This window comes from Streptomyces sp. NPDC028298, from assembly GCF_055565895.1.
This window is the reverse complement of sequence record NZ_JBVHTL010000003.1, coordinates 169,750-185,280: the sequence shown is the minus strand read 5'-3', so window position 1 is coordinate 185,280 and position 15,531 is coordinate 169,750. Positions and strand designations below refer to the sequence as shown.

At 72.7% G+C, this 15,531-nt stretch carries 17 protein-coding genes; 11 read left to right on the top strand and 6 right to left on the bottom strand.

Going from position 1 to position 15,531, the window contains the following annotated elements; translation table 11 throughout:
* The first annotated feature begins 1 nt into the window (after position 1).
* From ACZ4TO_RS16035 to ACZ4TO_RS16025, 3 genes are read left to right on the top strand one after another with little or no spacing between them, the layout of a single operon-like run.
* Positions 2 to 1,441: a hypothetical protein gene (locus ACZ4TO_RS16035; RefSeq protein WP_468024456.1), complete on the top strand. Its 1,440-nt coding sequence runs from the start codon at positions 2 to 4 to the stop codon at positions 1,439 to 1,441.
* A complete protein-coding gene (locus tag ACZ4TO_RS16030; RefSeq protein WP_468024455.1) occupies positions 1,438 to 1,998 on the top strand; it encodes a hydrogenase maturation protease in 561 nt (186 codons plus the stop codon). Before ACZ4TO_RS16035 ends, ACZ4TO_RS16030 begins: the two co-directional genes overlap by 4 nt.
* Before the next feature lie 5 nt (positions 1,999 to 2,003).
* Positions 2,004 to 2,120 carry a DUF6893 family small protein gene (locus tag ACZ4TO_RS16025; protein ID WP_392180883.1) on the top strand — a complete coding sequence of 39 codons (117 nt, stop codon included), beginning with the start codon at positions 2,004 to 2,006 and terminating at the stop codon, positions 2,118 to 2,120.
* Here the strand turns inward: ACZ4TO_RS16025 and ACZ4TO_RS16020 are convergent.
* On the bottom strand, positions 2,096 to 2,551 hold the full coding sequence (locus ACZ4TO_RS16020; protein WP_385039887.1) for a helix-turn-helix transcriptional regulator: 456 nt from the start codon (positions 2,549 to 2,551) through the stop codon (positions 2,096 to 2,098). The two genes, ACZ4TO_RS16025 and ACZ4TO_RS16020, sit on opposite strands and share 25 nt — an antisense overlap.
* 88 nt (positions 2,552 to 2,639) lie before the next feature.
* Here ACZ4TO_RS16020 and ACZ4TO_RS16015 point away from each other — a divergent pair, with 88 nt between their 5' ends.
* The 8 genes from ACZ4TO_RS16015 (at position 2,640) to ACZ4TO_RS15980 (ending at position 10,752) form a co-directional block, all read left to right on the top strand.
* Positions 2,640 to 3,116 (top strand): hydrogenase maturation nickel metallochaperone HypA/HybF, encoded by a 477-nt coding sequence (locus tag ACZ4TO_RS16015; RefSeq protein ID WP_468024454.1) that lies wholly within the window; start codon positions 2,640 to 2,642, stop codon positions 3,114 to 3,116.
* The gene (gene hypB, locus ACZ4TO_RS16010) at positions 3,100 to 3,981 is read left to right on the top strand and encodes a hydrogenase nickel incorporation protein HypB (protein WP_468024453.1); all 882 of its coding nucleotides are present in this window, start codon (positions 3,100 to 3,102) and stop codon (positions 3,979 to 3,981) included. The genes ACZ4TO_RS16015 and hypB overlap by 17 nt, the downstream gene beginning before the upstream one ends.
* Positions 3,978 to 6,338, top strand: a complete 2,361-nt coding sequence (gene hypF, locus ACZ4TO_RS16005) for a carbamoyltransferase HypF (RefSeq protein WP_468024452.1) — start codon at positions 3,978 to 3,980, stop codon at positions 6,336 to 6,338. Before hypB ends, hypF begins: the two co-directional genes overlap by 4 nt.
* Positions 6,339 to 6,368: 30 nt before the next feature.
* Positions 6,369 to 6,707, top strand: coding sequence for a HypC/HybG/HupF family hydrogenase formation chaperone (locus ACZ4TO_RS16000; protein WP_382787023.1), 339 nt, complete (start codon positions 6,369 to 6,371; stop codon positions 6,705 to 6,707).
* Positions 6,704 to 7,825, top strand: a complete 1,122-nt coding sequence (gene hypD, locus ACZ4TO_RS15995) for a hydrogenase formation protein HypD (protein WP_385039901.1) — start codon at positions 6,704 to 6,706, stop codon at positions 7,823 to 7,825. The genes ACZ4TO_RS16000 and hypD overlap by 4 nt, the downstream gene beginning before the upstream one ends.
* 73 nt (positions 7,826 to 7,898) lie before the next feature.
* Positions 7,899 to 8,888, top strand: coding sequence for a hydrogenase expression/formation protein HypE (hypE, locus tag ACZ4TO_RS15990; protein ID WP_382787245.1), 990 nt, complete (start codon positions 7,899 to 7,901; stop codon positions 8,886 to 8,888).
* Positions 8,889 to 9,090: 202 nt separating this feature from the next.
* Positions 9,091 to 9,447, top strand: a complete 357-nt coding sequence (locus ACZ4TO_RS15985) for a DUF779 domain-containing protein (RefSeq protein WP_382787029.1) — start codon at positions 9,091 to 9,093, stop codon at positions 9,445 to 9,447.
* 75 nt (positions 9,448 to 9,522) lie between these two features.
* On the top strand, positions 9,523 to 10,752 hold the full coding sequence (locus tag ACZ4TO_RS15980; RefSeq protein WP_468024451.1) for a phosphodiester glycosidase family protein: 1,230 nt from the start codon (positions 9,523 to 9,525) through the stop codon (positions 10,750 to 10,752).
* A 29-nt stretch (positions 10,753 to 10,781) separates the two neighbouring features.
* Here the strand turns inward: ACZ4TO_RS15980 and ACZ4TO_RS15975 are convergent, their stop codons facing one another.
* From ACZ4TO_RS15975 to ACZ4TO_RS15955, 5 genes are all read right to left on the bottom strand, one after another.
* On the bottom strand, positions 10,782 to 10,976 hold the full coding sequence (locus tag ACZ4TO_RS15975; RefSeq protein ID WP_365734568.1) for a hypothetical protein: 195 nt from the start codon (positions 10,974 to 10,976) through the stop codon (positions 10,782 to 10,784).
* Positions 10,977 to 11,080: 104 nt separating this feature from the next.
* Positions 11,081 to 11,944: a phosphatidylinositol-specific phospholipase C/glycerophosphodiester phosphodiesterase family protein gene (locus ACZ4TO_RS15970; protein WP_468024450.1), complete on the bottom strand. Its 864-nt coding sequence runs from the start codon at positions 11,942 to 11,944 to the stop codon at positions 11,081 to 11,083.
* A gap of 269 nt (positions 11,945 to 12,213) precedes the next feature.
* Positions 12,214 to 13,338: an acyl-CoA dehydrogenase family protein gene (locus ACZ4TO_RS15965; RefSeq protein WP_468024449.1), complete on the bottom strand. Its 1,125-nt coding sequence runs from the start codon at positions 13,336 to 13,338 to the stop codon at positions 12,214 to 12,216.
* A complete protein-coding gene (locus ACZ4TO_RS15960; RefSeq protein WP_382787041.1) occupies positions 13,317 to 14,507 on the bottom strand; it encodes an acyl-CoA dehydrogenase family protein in 1,191 nt (396 codons plus the stop codon). Before ACZ4TO_RS15960 ends, ACZ4TO_RS15965 begins: the two co-directional genes overlap by 22 nt.
* Positions 14,504 to 15,481 carry an NADPH:quinone oxidoreductase family protein gene (locus ACZ4TO_RS15955; RefSeq protein WP_468024448.1) on the bottom strand — a complete coding sequence of 326 codons (978 nt, stop codon included), beginning with the start codon at positions 15,479 to 15,481 and terminating at the stop codon, positions 14,504 to 14,506. Before ACZ4TO_RS15955 ends, ACZ4TO_RS15960 begins: the two co-directional genes overlap by 4 nt.
* Positions 15,482 to 15,531: the final 50 nt, after the last annotated feature.

The window sequence follows — 15,531 nt, the reverse complement described above, 5'->3', positions numbered from 1 at the left end:
GATGAGCAATCCGCTGGAGGACCGCTTCGAACGGGCCCGGGCGGTGGCGGACGCCGTCCTGTTCGAGGGATACGTCCTCTACCCCTACCGTGCCTCCGCCGCGAAGAACCAACTGCGCTGGCAGTTCGGCGTCCTGGTGCCGCCCGCCTGGACCGCCACGACCGGGGAACACTCCGTCCAGCGCACCGAGTGTCTGCTGGAGCCCCGCAAGGGCGACCGGCTCCACGCCGAACTGCGCTTCCTGCACGTGCGGCGACGCACGGTCGAACGGCTCGACGCGGACGGCGGATACACGGAGGTTCCCGAACTCGACCTGCCCGACCGGGTGTTGGTCCCGTGGGACGAGGGGCACGAGGAGCGTGTCCTGATCCATGAAGCGCTCGACAAGCTGACGGGCGATCAGGCACCGGTCCACGCCGTACGGTTCGACCTCCCCGACGCCGTGGAGTACGAACCGGTGACCGACGCCGAGGGCCGGACGCTGGGCCGTCTGGTGCGGCGCAGAAAGCGACTGACCGGAGAACTGCGGCCGCGTGTCGAGGAGTTGCCCGGACCCTACCGGGTGCTGCGGCTCACGGTGAGTGTGCACAACACGACCGCTGTCACGGAGCGGGCGGACGCCGACCGCGAGACCGCCCTCGCCCACAGCCTGATCGGCACCCATCTGCTGTTCGGCGTACCCGGCGGACGGTTCCTGTCGCTGACGGACCCGCCGGAGTGGGTCCGCCCGGCCGCCGCGAGCTGCCGGAACGAGAGCACCTGGCCCGTGCTCGCGGGCCCGCCCGGCGCGGACGACGTCATGCTGTCCTCGCCGATCATCCTGGAGGACCATCCCGCCGTCGCCGAGGAGAGTCCCGGGCCCCTCTACGACGCCACCGAGATCGACGAGATCCTCTCGCTGCGCACGGCCGCGCTCACCGATCGGGAGAAGCGCGAGGCCCGCGGCACGGACGCCCGCGCCGCCGACGTCATCGACCTGGTCGACGCCATGCCGGGCGCGGTCCGCGAACGGCTGCACGGGGCGATCCGGGGGCTGCGCGAGGTCACCGGCGACGGCCCCGCGGGCGAACCGCGGCCCGCCGCCCCCGACACCGGACCGACTCTCCCTCAGGGTCCCGGGCATCCCTGGTGGGATCCGGCGCAGGACGCCGAGGCCGCCGAGGTGCCCGACGCCGTCGTCGTGGACGGCGAGACGGTACGCGCCGGGAGCAGGGTCAGGCTCACCCCCGGCGCCCGGCGCTCCGACGCCCAGGACTCCTTCCTGCACGGCCGGCACGCCACGGTCGAGGCCGTGGTCGGCGACCTCGACGGCGAGACGCATCTCGCCGTCGTCGTGGACGACGACCCGGGCACCGACGTACGCCGGGCCCAGGGCCGCTTCCTCTACTTCAAGCCCGACGAGGTGGCACCGCTGAAGGAGCGGGAGGAGGAGGCGACATGACCGGATCCCCGCACAGCGGCCCCTCCGGTCCGGCCGCGGAGCACGCGACCGGCCGGATTCTGGTCGCCGGAGTCGGCAACGTGTTCCTCCAGGACGACGGGTTCGGGGTGGAGACCGTACGACGGCTCGCCGCCCGTGCGCCCGGACTGCCGACCGGCGTCGAACTGATGGACGCCGGCATCCGCGGGGTGCATCTCGCCTACCGGCTGCTGGAGGGGTACCGGACGCTCGTGCTCGTGGACCTCGTCAGCCGCGGAGGCCCGCCGGGCACGCTCTACACGATCGACGTCGGCCCCGAACCTCCCACGGCGGGGAACGCACCCGGTCCGCTGGACACGCACGCCATGGACCCCGCCACCGTGCTGGCCCTGCTGCACGACCTGCACGCCGGTGCGGGCGGCACCCTCCCCGAGGAGGTGTACGTCATCGGCTGCGAACCCCTCGACACCGGCGAGGGCATGGGCCTGACTCCCCCGGTGGCCGGTGCCGTGGACGCCGCCGCCGACCTGGTGCTCGACCTCGTACACCGCGCTGCCTCTGTACCCCAGAGGAGCTGACCACGATGGAGGCAAGGATGGAATGGCAATGGGTTGGCCTGGCCGCGGGCCTCGTAGTGGCCTACGGAGTCGCGAGGAACCTGTCGGACATCCGCCGCTACTTGCGCATGCGGCGCATGTGATCCGGCGGATGCGTGTGATCCGGCGGACGGGCTCCGGCGCGCGGACTCCCGCCGTCCCGGGGACTCCCGCCGTCGCGACCGGCGCGGCCACCGACGTCCTCGAGCTGCACATAGCGCTCCAGGAAGAGATGCAGGGTGCCGTGGAGTTCACCCAGGCGCACGAACCACAGGGCGAGGTTCATGGCGCCCTGCTGGGTGATCGCGTAGACGCGGCGTGCGGGGCCGCTCTCCGAGGCGCGCCAGTGCGAGGTGACCTCACCGCTGCTCTCCATGCCCCGCAGCAGCCGGTACACATGCGCCTGGTCCGCGTCGCCGCAGCCGAAAGCTCCCAGGCGCTGCACCAGTTCATAGCCATGACCTTGGCGTTCGGCCAGCAACAGGAGCAGCACCGGGGTGAGCAGAGCGCGTCTCTCGACCTCTTGCCCGGTCATCGTGTTCTCAGGGTAACCAGCCATGCGCGGGCCTCACATCCGGGCGCGGCGGCACCGCGCGGCGGACCGGCGGCGGGAGGTGAGGTCCGTGCATGAGCTGTCGATCGCCGTGGCGGTCGTCGAACAGGTCGAGGAGGCCGTGCGGGAACAGGGCCGCGCGGTCGTGTCGCTGACCCTGCGGATCGGCGAGCTGGCGGGCGTGGTGCCCGAGGCACTGGAGTTCTCGTTCGAGCTCGCCGCGGAGGGCACCGCGCTGGCGGGGGCACGCCTGCTGATCGAGACTGTCGATGCCCGGGGCCGCTGCGAGGGCTGCGGCCGCGAGGCGGCGACCGGGATGCCTCCGGTGCTGTGGTGCGCCGGGTGCGGGGCACCACTGACCCTGCTCGGCGGCCGGGAGCTGGAGATCGTCCGGGTGACGCTGGCCGAGGGGCCGGCGGACGCGAACGGGCCCGTGAACGGGTCCCTGAACGTGCAGGGCGTGAAGGGCCCGGACGACGGGCCGGAGTCCGCGCCGTCCGGGCTGCCGGTACGCGACGAGGAGGCGAGCCATGTGCCGCACCGTTGACCTGCATCAGGCCGTACTCGCCAAGAACGACGCGAACGCGCTGGCCCTGCGGGGCTACCTGGGTGACCGCGGCACGGTGGCGGTGAATCTGCTGTCGAGTCCCGGCAGCGGCAAGACGGCCCTGCTCGAACTGCTGCTCGCGCGCGCCGTGGCGGGCGGCACCCCGGCGGCCGCCGTCACCGCCGACCTGGCGACCGAGAACGACGCGACACGGCTGGCCCGCTCCGGGGCGCCGGTGCGGCAGATCCTCACGGACGGGCTGTGCCATCTGGAGGCGGGCATGCTCCAGCGGCGGCTCGAGGGATGGCTGCCGGAGGGCGCCCGGCTGCTGTTCGTCGAGAACGTCGGCAATCTCGTCTGTCCCGCCTCCTACGACCTCGGGGAGACCCTGCGCATCGCGCTCGCGTCGGTGACCGAGGGCGAGGACAAGCCGGTCAAGTACCCGACGGCGTTCGGGCTCGCGCACCTGGTCGTGATCACGAAGACCGACATCGCGGACGCCGTCGGCTTCGACCGGGAGGCGTTCCTGCGCGGGGTCCGCCAGGTCAATCCCGGGGTGCCGGTCCTGGAGACCTCGGCGCGCACCGGCCAGGGGGTCGACGCCCTGCTGGCGCACGTCCTGCGCTGCGCGGCCGGCGAGGAGGCGCACGTACCGGTCCTGGCCCGGCAGCACGAGCGGTATCTGCACAGCCACGAGAACGGGGACGGGAGCGGGGACGGGAACGGCGGTGCGCACGAACACACGCACGACCGCGACCACAGCCACGGCCACGGCCCCGCGCACGACCACCAGCACGAGCAGGAGCACGAGCGCGGAGACGAACATGCCCGCGAGCCCGCCCCCGTGGACGGACAGGCGCCGTGAAACGGGCCCCGGGGCGCGAGCGCCGGCACGTCACGGTCACGGGCGTGGTCCAAGGGGTGGGTTTCCGGCCCTTCGTGTACACCCTCGCGGAGGAACTGGGGCTGAGCGGCTGGGTCACCAACAACGCGCGGGGCGTCGAGGCCGAGGTGGAGGGCCCGGCCGCCGACGTGGCCGAGTTCTGCGCGCGGGTGGGGACCCGGCCCCCGCCGCTCGCGGTCGTCGAGTCGGTCGAGCACCGGGCGGTACCCCTGGAGAACGACGGCCCGGTGTTCACCATCCGGCCCTCCTCCGGCGGGCCGGGCCGCACCCTGGTCTCCCCGGACACCGCGACCTGCGACGCCTGCCTGCGTGAGCTCGCGGACCCCGCCGACCGGCGGTACCGGCATCCCTTCATCACCTGTACGCACTGCGGTCCGCGGTTCACCATCGTGACCGCGCTGCCGTACGACCGGGACAGCACCACGATGGCGGGCTTCCCGATGTGCCCGGACTGCGCCCGTGAGTACGCGGATCCCGCCGACCGGCGCTTCCACGCCCAGCCGATCGCCTGCCCCGCCTGCGGTCCCCGGCTCACCCTGCGCACGGGAGCGGACGATCCGGGCGAACTGCGGGGCGCGGAGGCACTCGCCGAGGCCCGCCGGCTGCTGGCCGAGGGCGCCGTGGTCGCGGTCAAGGGCATCGGCGGCTACCACCTGGCGTGCGACGCGGCGGATCCCGCGGCCGTCCGCACGCTGCGCAAGCGCAAGAACCGCGGTGGCAAACCCTTCGCGGTGCTCGCCGGCTCGCTGGAGACCGTCCGGCGGCTGGCCCATGTCGGGCCCGAGGAGCGGGAGTTGCTCCTCGGGCCGCGCAAGCCGGTGGTCCTGCTGCGGCGGCGGGCGGGGACGGGCGACGAGATCGCGGCGGGCGTCGCGCCCGGCAGCCCCGACCTCGGCTTCATGCTCCCGTACACACCGGTGCACCGGCTGCTGCTCGGTCTGCCCGGTGACCCGCCCGGTCCCGACGTCCTCGTCATGACCAGCGGGAACCGTTCGGGCGAACCCATCGTCACCGACGACGCCGAGGCGCTGACCCGGCTGGCGGGCCTCGCCGACGCCTGGCTCGCGCACGACCGGCCCATCCACGTGCCCTGCGACGACTCGGTGGTCCGGGTCTGCGCGGGAGCCGAGCTGCCGGTGCGCCGCTCGCGCGGTTACGCCCCCTTCCCGATCGCGCTGCCGGTGCCGGTGGTCCCGGCGCTGGCGGTGGGCGGCGACCTGAAGAACACCTTCTGTGCCGGGGACGGCCGCTACGCCTGGCTGTCCGCGCACGTCGGGGACATGGACGACCTGGCCACCCTGACCGCCTTCGAGCGGGCCACCGGCCATCTGACGGAGCTCACCGCCGTCACGCCGCGCCTGCTCGTCGCCGACCGGCATCCCGGCTACCGCGCGACCCTGTGGGCACGGCGCGCCGTCGAGGCCCGCGGACTGACGCTGCGCCAGGTCCAGCACCACCACGCCCATGTCGCCTCGGCGATGGCCGAGCACGGGCTCGACGGCTCGACGCCGGTGATCGGGGTCGCGTTCGACGGGACCGGCTACGGCGACGACGGGGCGGTGTGGGGCGGTGAGGTACTGATCGCCGACTACGACGGATACCGGCGGTTCGCCCATCTGGGCTATGTCCCGCTGCCGGGCGGCGACGCGGCCGTACGCAATCCCTACCGCATGGCGCTGTCGCACCTGCGGGCCGCGGGACTGCCCTGGAGGGACGAGCTGCCGTGCGTCGCGGCCGCCACACCCGAGGAGCGGCGGCTGCTCGAACGGCAGCTCGAACGGGGGTTCAACTGCGTCCCGACGTCCAGCATGGGACGCCTCTTCGACGCGGTGTCCTCGCTCGCGGGCGTCTGCCACCGGGTGGAGTACGAGGCGCAGGCCGCCATGGAGCTGGAGAACGCGGCGCTGGGCGACCTGGCCGGACCGCTGGCCGACGACGAGCGGAACGACGCGTACCGGTTCATGCTGAGAACGGTCCGTCAGGACCCCGAAGCGCCGCTGATCGCCGATCCGGCGCCGGTCCTGGCCGCCGCCGTCGCGGATGTCGGATCCGGCTCCGGGGCCGGGCGGGTGGCCCGTCGGTTCCATCGGGCCGTGACCGGTCTGGTCCTGGAGGTGTGCACGGTGGCGCGGACACGGACGGGCATCGGCGTCGTCGCCCTCAGCGGCGGGGTGTTCTGCAACGCCCTGCTCACCGAGGCCTGCGGCGCCGTCCTGGAACGGGACGGCTTCACCGTGCTGAGGCACCGCAGGGTTCCCCCCAACGACGGCGGTCTGGCCCTCGGTCAGCTCGTCGTCGCCGCCCGGTCGCTGGACTAGCGCGGCGCACGAGCGAGGCAGGAGCAAGTCATGTGTCTGGCCGTACCCGGCCGAGTGCTGGAGATCGAGGAACGTGACGCGACGCGGATGGCCAAGGTGGACTTCGGCGGTGTCGTCAAGGACGTGTGTCTGGAGTACGTGCCGGACATGAAGGTCGGTGACTACGCCATCGTCCATGTGGGATTCGCGTTGCAACGGCTGGACGAGGAGTCGGCGAAGCAGACCCTGGAGCTGTTCGAGAACCTCGGGGTGCTGGAGGAGGAGTTCGGCGACGCCTGGGGCAAGGCGGCCCGGGACGCCGGCGCCGAACGCCCGGCCGGAACCGGACCACCGCCCCTGGAGGGCGTCGAGAAGGAGGCGCGGTCATGAAGTACCTGGACGAGTTCAGCGACCCGGTCCTCGCCAAACGGCTCTTCGACGACATCAGGGCAATCACCACCCGGCCCTGGTCGCTCATGGAGGTCTGCGGCGGCCAGACGCACTCGATCATCCGCCACGGCATCGACCAGCTCCTGCCCGAGGAGATCCAGTTGATCCACGGGCCGGGCTGCCCGGTCTGCGTGACCCCGCTGGAGATCATCGACAAGGCGCTGGAGATCGCCTCCCGCCCGGACGTGATCTTCTGCTCCTTCGGCGACATGCTGCGCGTGCCCGGCAGCGGACGCGATCTGTTCAAGGTCAAGAGCGAGGGCGCGGACGTACGCGTCGTGTACTCGCCGCTGGACGCGCTGAAGATCGCGCAGGAGAACCCCGACCGGCAGGTCGTGTTCTTCGGCATCGGCTTCGAGACCACGGCGCCGCCCAACGCGATGACCGTCTATCAGGCCAAGAAGCTGGGCATCCCCAACTTCAGCCTGCTGGTCTCGCACGTCAAGGTGCCCCCGGCCATCGACGCCATCATGAACTCGCCCGACTGCCGGGTCCAGGCGTTCCTCGCCGCCGGGCACGTCTGCACGGTGATGGGCATGGCCGAGTATCCCGAACTCGCCGAACGGCACCGGGTGCCGATCGTGGTGACGGGCTTCGAGCCGCTCGACATCCTGGAGGGCATCCGCCGCGCGGTGCGCCAACTGGAGGCGGGTGAGCACACCGTGGAGAACGCCTATCCGCGCGCGGTGCAGCCCGAGGGAAGCCCCACGGCGCGCGCCATGCTCGCCGACGTCTTCGAGGTGACCGACCGCGCCTGGCGCGGGATCGGCATGATCCCGCAGAGCGGCTGGCGGCTGTCGCCCAAGTACCGCGAGTTCGACGCCGAGCACCGCTTCTCGGTGACGGACATCGAGACCGAGGAGTCGACCGTATGCCGCAGCGGCGAGGTGCTCCAGGGCCTCATCAAGCCCCACGAGTGCGCCGCCTTCGGCAAGGAGTGCACCCCGCGCAATCCGCTGGGCGCGACCATGGTCTCCAGCGAGGGCGCCTGCGCCGCCTACTACCTCTACCGGCGGCTGGACAGCCCGGACCAGAAGGAGGCGAGCTCCGTTGGCTGACTCGGCGTACGCTCCGGTCGACTTCTCCTCCTGGACCTGTCCCGCGCCCCTGCGCGACCACGAAAGGATCGTGATGGGGCACGGCGGTGGCGGCACGCTCTCCGCCGAACTGGTGGAGCATCTGTTCGCTCCCGCCTTCGGCAACGACGTGCTGGCCGAACTCGGCGACTCCGCCCATCTGCTGCTGGGCGGCGCCCGGCTCGCCTTCTCCACCGACTCCTTCGTCGTACGGCCGCTGTTCTTCCCCGGCGGCAGCATCGGGGACCTCGCCGTCAACGGCACGGTCAACGACCTGGCCATGGCGGGGGCCGTTCCGGCCTACCTCTCCTGCGGGTTCATCCTGGAGGAGGGCGTCGAGCTCTCCGTCGTGGGGCGCGTGGCCGAGGCGATGGGCGAGGCCGCGCGGACGGCCGGGGTGGTGGTGGCGACCGGCGACACCAAGGTCGTCGACGCCGGTCACGGCGACGGCGTCTTCATCAACACCGCCGGGATCGGGCTGATCCCCGAGGGCGTCGACATACGCCCGCAGCGCGCGGCACCCGGTGACGTGGTGCTGGTCAGCGGGCCGATCGGGGTGCACGGGGTGGCGATCATGAGCGTGCGGGAGGGGCTCGAGTTCGGCGTCGAGATCCAGAGCGACACCGCCTCGCTGGCCGGTCTGGTCGCGGACATGCTGGCGGTCTGTCCCGACCTGCACGTGCTGCGCGATCCGACCCGGGGCGGCCTGGCGACCTCGCTGAACGAGATCGCGGCGGCGGCACGGGTCGGCATCCGGCTCGACGAACGGTCCCTGCCCGTCCCGGAGACGGTCGCCAACGCCTGCGCCTTCCTCGGTCTGGACCCGCTGTACGTGGCCAACGAGGGCAAGCTGGTCGCGTTCGTGGCGGCCGAGCACGCCGACGCGGTGCTCGCGGCGATGCGGGCGCACCCGCTGGGCAAGGAGTCCGTGGCGATCGGCCACTGCGTCCCCGACCACCCCGGCATGGTGGTCGCGGCCACCGGCCTGGGCGGCACCCGGGTGGTGGACATGCCGCTCGGCGAGCAGCTTCCGCGCATCTGCTGACCCACCCCGTCCACGCCCACGGCTGACGCCCCGTCGGCCGGCACGAACACTTCCGAGGCCGGTCCTCGGTGACGGACCCGCATCACGCGGGTGTCACCGGGGACCGGCCCTTTTCCGTACCCCGGGGCGGGTGCAACCCTCTCGCAACGTCCGGTCTGGTCGGCTGGTGCGCGACAGCCGCGAGACCCGAGGGGGAGAGCCGATGGACGTCGTCCCACGCGTGGAGCTGACACCCGCGGCCGCCGAACTGCTGCGGCGGCTGCGGACCCTGCACGGACCGCTGATGTTCCATCAGTCCGGCGGCTGCTGCGACGGCAGCGCCCCCATGTGCTACCCGGAGGGCGAGTTCCGCACCGGCGGTTCCGACGTCCTGATGGCCGAGCTGGAGGTCGAGGGGGTGGCCGAGCCGGTCTCCTTCTGGATCTCGAAGAGCCAGTACGAGCTGTGGAGCCATACGCGGCTCATCGTGGACGTCGTGGCCGGCCGGGGCAGCGGCTTCTCCCTCGAAGCACCCGAAGGAGTGCGTTTTCTGATCCGTTCCCGCGTCGTCGGCGTCTAGCCACCGGGCCGGGTCCCCGTCTCTGGTGCAATTCCCCTGAGTCCTGGCAGAGTTGACGAGACATCAGGGGGCACCGTGACGCGTCTTGGCAGACGGTTCAGAACGGCACTGACGGTCTTCACGGCAACCGGAGCGCTGGCCGGTGCGGCCCTGACGGGGGCGGCGCCGGCCGACGCCGCGGAGAGCGCGACCCGTGTCGCGCCCGGGGTCGCGTACACGGAGCTGGACATCCCAGGAGCCAAGGGAGTGGCCCACGCGCATGTGCTGAACGTCGATCTGCGCAATCCCCATGTGCGGGTCGACCTGCTCTACCCTGGCGCGGTGGCGGCGCGGGCTCCGGTGTCGCAACTGGCCGACTCCCGGGGCGCGGTGGCCGGGGTCAACGGCGACTTCTTCAACATCACGGAGACCCAGCATCCGGGTGTCGAGGCGACGGGCGCGACGGTGGGCCCCGCGATCGCGAGCGGACGGGGGCTCAAGGCCGCGGTGCCCGACGGCCAGCGGTTCGGGCCCGCGCTGCCGCCCGACACCCACACCGAGGACGTGTTCGGTGTGGGCGTCGACCGCCGGGCCCGGCTGGACGACGTGGTCCTCGACGGATCCGTCCGCGGTCCCGAGGGCACCTGGCCGCTGGGCGGGTTCAACCAGTACGCGCTCCCGGTCGACTCCGTCGGCGCGTTCACCGCGGACTGGGGAAGCGTCTCGCGGGTCCGCGCGACCTGCGGTACGGACACGGACCGGGCCGCGCCGTGCAGTACCGACACCTATGAGGTGACGGTCCGCCACGGGCGGGTCGTGACCGCGGGCGACACTCCGGGGAGCGGACCCATCGCCCGGGGCACCACCGTGCTCGTCGGCCGCGAGGCGGGTGCCCAGAAGCTGCGGAAGCTGTCCGTGGGCGAGCCGGTCGGGGTACGGCACCGGCTGGTCGCGAAATCCTCCAAGGTGCCCTACCGCTTCGCGCTCGGCGGCTATCCGATGATGACCGACGGCGTGCCGCTGCCGGGTCTGGACGACCGGACCGCCGCCGTACGCACCGCGGTCGGCTTCTCCGACCACGGGCGCCGGATGCAGCTCCTCGCCCTGGACGGCGCACCGCAGTTCCGCGCCGGCCTCACCATCGCCGAGGTCACCGGGGCGATGAAGCGGCTGGGGTCCGAGGACGCCTTCAGCCTGGACGGCGGCGGATCCACCACGATGGTCGCCCGGTGGCCGGGGGCGGACGCCGTGAGTGTCCTCAACCATCCGAGCGGCGGCGCCGAGCGTCCGGTCCCCAACGGCATCGGGGTGTTCGAGGGCCCATGAGGCGCCCCTCGGGTGAGAGGACCGGGGCGTCAGGGGGTCAGGCTGCCCACGATGTCGGCCGTCGCGGTGAGCCCGCTGTGGATGGTCGGGGCCATGCTCGTACTGGCCAGCAGGAACCCGAGCAGGGCGCAGACCAGGGCGTGGGAGATCTTCAGCCCTCCGTTGCGCAGGAAGATCACCGCCAGCACCAGGAGAAACAGCACCGCAGAGATGGAAATGGCCATCGTCAACCTCCTCCGCCACGTCCGCTTCGCGGCGTTCGGCCGCAAGTGTGGCGTAGCGGAGGGTTGGTCCGGGCGGCTGACGTGTCCCCCGAACGGGTGGTCTTCTACCGTCGGTCGTGGGCGTCCAGGAACTTCTCGAGACCGCCCAGGTCATCGGTGTTGAAGTAGTCGACGCCGGCCGCGAGGAGTTCGCTCCAGAGGGCCTCGCGTGTCGGGCCCGCGAGGTCCGGCGTGGCCCAGAACCGGACCTTCTGCCGGCGCGCGTGGGCGGTGGCCATGATGCCGCGCAGCTTCTCGCGTTCGGCGTCGGGGAAGGGGCCTTCGCCCAGCCAGCTGAAGGTGAGTGTCCAGTTGTCGCTGATCAGCGGGATGAAGGAGGCGGGGGCGGGGCCGCCGAGGTCGGCGAGCCGGCCGTCGTAGAAGGCGAGCCGCTCGGGCTGCGCCTCCATCGGGACGCGCGCGGCGCGGTCCCCGGAGATCACGGCCGTGACCGGGCCGGGGCGCACCTTGCCGTCGGCGTACGAGGTGAACAGGTGCCGGTGGCGGCGCAGATGACGGTCGAGTTCGAGGTAGGTCGAGGAGCCCTCGGTCTTGATGTCGATGAGCAACTGCAGCGGCCGGTGGTGGCCCCGGTACACCGAGCCGTGCTCGGCCCTGACGCGAGCGGCCAGCGGTTCGAGGTAGAGGGATTCGAGGGTGCGGGTGGGGTCGAGGTCCACCGGGTCGTGGGCGACGAGGAGTTGGTCGCCCACGAGGTAGATGTCGGCCTCGACGCTGCCGAAGCGGTGGTCGAGCGCGTCGAGGAGGGGGCGGGGGTGCTCGTAGTCGTTGTGCGCGTGGGCTCGCCATAAGGGCCGGGTCCGGGGCCTCGGCTCGCTCGCACGAGCTCGCGGCGCGGGCAGCGCGAACGAGCCCGCGAGGGCGGCGCCGAGGGTGGTGAGGGCGCTGCGGCGGGTGGTGTGGGCCATGCTCTGCCTCCCTTGAGGATGCCGTTCAGGACCTCAGGGAGTATGGAGCCTGCCCACCGCCGCGGACCCTCGCTCAAGGGGGAGTTGGCCGGACCGACGTGACGTGTTCACCTCACCGGAGCGGGGCGGAGCGGGCCGAGCGGGGCGGGGTCCGGTGTGACCTCCCCGCCCTCCCCGAACCGGGGTGCGACGGGCGCACGAGAAGAGCCCGACCCAGGTGGGGCGGGCTCTTCCGGACGTGGTGTCAGGGCGCTTGCGGGTAGGCGCGGTCAGGGCGCCTGGAGGTCGACCAGTTCGGCCAGGGCCTCGCGGTGCGCGCCCGCCGTGCCGTAGGCGATGGAGTCGGCCTTGGCGCGCTTGAGGTAGAGGTGGGCCGGATGCTCCCAGGTCATGCCGATGCCGCCGTGGAGCTGGAGCGCCTCCTCTGCCGCGTGTACGGCGACGGGTGCCGCGTACGCCTGGGCGACGGCCACGGCCACGTCGCCGTCCGCACTCGCGGTGGCCAGCGCGTCGGCCGCGTTCCGGGCGGCGGCACGGGTGTTGACGACCTCCAGCCACACCTGGGCGAGCCGGTGCTTGAGCGCCTGGAACCCGCCGACCGGCCGGTTGAACTGCTTGCGCTCCTTGAGGTAGCGGACCGTCTCGGTCAACGAGTGGTCGGCGAGCCCGAGCTGCTCGGAGGCGAGCAGTCCGGCCCCGGCCCGCAGCGCGCGCCGTACGGCACCGGGCGCGTCCGCGGTGAGCAGCCGAGCGGGCGCGGAGTCGAAGGTGATCCGGGCGAGCGGCCGGGTCTGGTCGAGGCTGACCTGCGGGACGATCGTGACGGCGTCCGCGTCGACGGCGTACAGCCCGCCGTCCTCGGCCGGAACGAGCAGCACGTCGGCGGCGGCCGCGTCGGCGATGCCCGTCAGCTCCCCGTGCACGGAACCGTTCTCCAGACGGACGGCCCGGTGGACGGCTCCCGGGGCGACGTTCAGGGCGACCGCGAGGGCGCCCACGGTCCGGCCGGAGGCGAGCGCGGCGAGCAGCTCGGCCGCGGCCGGTCCCTCGCAGGCCAGCAGGGCCTCGGTCGCGACCACGGCGCTGGTCAGATAGGGCACGGGAGCGACCGCGCGGCCCAGCTCCTCCAGGACCACGGCGGCCTCGCGGTGCGTGGCACCCTGGCCGCCCCGGTCCTCGGGCACGAGGAGGCCGGCGAGACCCATGCCCTCCGAGAGCGCCTTCCACAGCTCGGCGTCGTGCGGAGTGCCCGACTCGCTGCGGGTGATGACGTCCGCCGCGGCGCAGCGGTCGGTGAGGAGGTCGCGGACGGCGGCGCGCAGCGCCTCTTCCTCCTCCGTGTAGAGCAGATCGGGCTCGGTGCTCACCTGGCTCATCGGGCGAGGTCCTTCCATGCGACGTCCTTGTCGGTGCGCGGCTCGGACGGCAGGCCGAGGACGCGTTCGGCGACGATGTTCAGCAGGACCTCGCTGGTCCCGCCCTCGATGCTGTTGCCCTTGGAGCGCAGGTAGCGGTATCCGGCGTCCCGGCCGGTGAAGTCGACGAGTTCGGGCCGGCGCATCGTCCAGTCCTCGTACAGCAGGCCTTCCTCGCCGAGGAGTTCGACTTCGAGGCCGCTGATCTCCTGGTTGAGCCGGGCGAAGCCGAGCTTCATGCCGGAGCCCTCGTGGCCGGGCTGGCCCTGGGCGAGCTGCTGGCGCAGCCGTTCGCCGGAGAGCCGGGCGACCTCGGACTCGACCCACAGCCTCAGGAGCCGCTGGTGCGTGTCGTGGGTGCGCAGTTCGGGCCGCTCGCGCCAGGTCTTCGCGACCGGGCCGATCATGCCGCCCTCGCGCGGGATGCGCATGCCGCCGATGGAGACGCGCTCGTTCATGAGCGTGGTCTGCGCGACCCGCCAGCCGTCGCCGACCTCGCCGAGGCGGTGCGCGTCGGGAATGCGGACGTCGGTGAGGAAGACCTCGTTGAACTCGGCCTCGCCGGTGATCTGGCGCAGGGGCCGCACCTCGACGCCCGGGTCGGTCATGTCGCAGATGAAGTAGGTGATGCCCCGGTGCTTGGGCACGTCCGGGTCGGTGCGGGCGATGAGGATGGCCCAGCGGGCGAGGTGGGCGCTGGAGGTCCACACCTTCTGCCCGTTGACCACCCAGTCACCGTCCTCGCCGTCGGTGCGGACCGCGCGGGTGCCGAGGGCGGCGAGGTCCGAGCCGGCGCCGGGCTCGCTGAAGAGCTGGCACCACACCTCCTCGCCGACCCACAGGGGCCGCAGGAAGCGGCGCTTCTGCTCCTCGGTGCCGAAGCCGAGGATGGTCGGGGCGGCCATGCCGAGGCCGATGCCGATCCGCCGGGGGTCGTTGTCGGGTGCGCCGGCGGCCGCGAGTTCGGCGTCCACGACGGCCTGGAGGCGGCGCGGGGCGCCGAGGCCGCCGAGGCCCTCGGGGTAGTGCACCCAGGCGAGCCCGGCGTCGAAACGGGCCCCGAGGAAGTCCAGCCGGTCCGTCTCCCCGGGCGGGTGTGCGGCCAGCAACTCCTGGGTGCGGCGGCGCAGTTCGGCTGCGTCGGTCATGCGGCGGCTCCGTTCTCCAGTGTGGGCACCACGGCGATCCGCCCGGTGGTGACTCCGTCGGCGACCCGCTGTACGGCGGCGGCGGCCCCGCTCAGCGGCACCCGCTCGCTCACCAGCGGCTTGATCGCGCCCCGCGCGGCCAGTTCGGTGAGCTGCTCGTGGCAGTGCAGGACGAGCTTCGGGTTCTTGGTGTTGTACAGGCCCCAGTGCAGGCCGAGGACGCCGTAGTTCTTGACGAGGGCGTGGTTCAGCGCGGGGCTCGGGATCGAGCCGCTGGCGAAGCCGACGACCACGATCCGGCCCTCGAAGGCGACGACCTTCGTGGACTGGGTGTAGGCCTCACCGCCCACGGGGTCGTAGATCACGTCCGCGCCGCGTCCGCCGGTCGCCTCCTTGACGGCGGCGATCACGTCCTCGGAACGCCGGTCGACGACGACGTCGCAGCCCAGCTCGCGCGCGACGGCGGCCTTGTCGGCACCGCCGACGACGCCGATGACCCGCGCGCCCGCCGCCTTTCCGAGCTGGACCGCGGCGCTGCCGACACCTCCGGCGGCCGCGTGGACGAGCAGCGTCTCGCCGGCTTCCAGCCGGGCCCGGCGGTGCAGGCCGAACCAGCCGGTCTGGTAGCCGATGTGCAGGGCCGCGGCCTCGGCGTCGTCGAGGGCCTCGGGCGCCGGCAGCAGGGCGGCGGCGTCCGCGACCGCGTACTCGGCGAAGCCGCCGTACGGCAGGGCGGGGTTGGCGATCACCCGGCGGCCGTCCTCGGTCTCGCCGCAGATCTCCACGCCCGGCGTGAACGGCAACGGCGGCCTGACCTGGTACTGACCGCGGCACATCAGGGCGTCCGGGAAGTTGATGTTCGCGGCGCGCACCTTGAGCAGGACCTGGCCGTCACCGGGCGTCGGCCGCTCCACCTCCAGGAGGCGCATCGCCTCTGCGGGCTCGCCGTTCTGGTGCACTTGCCATGCCTGCATGCGGGGCCTCCAGGGGACTGTGTCGGCTGACCGGGGTCCTTCGCATACTA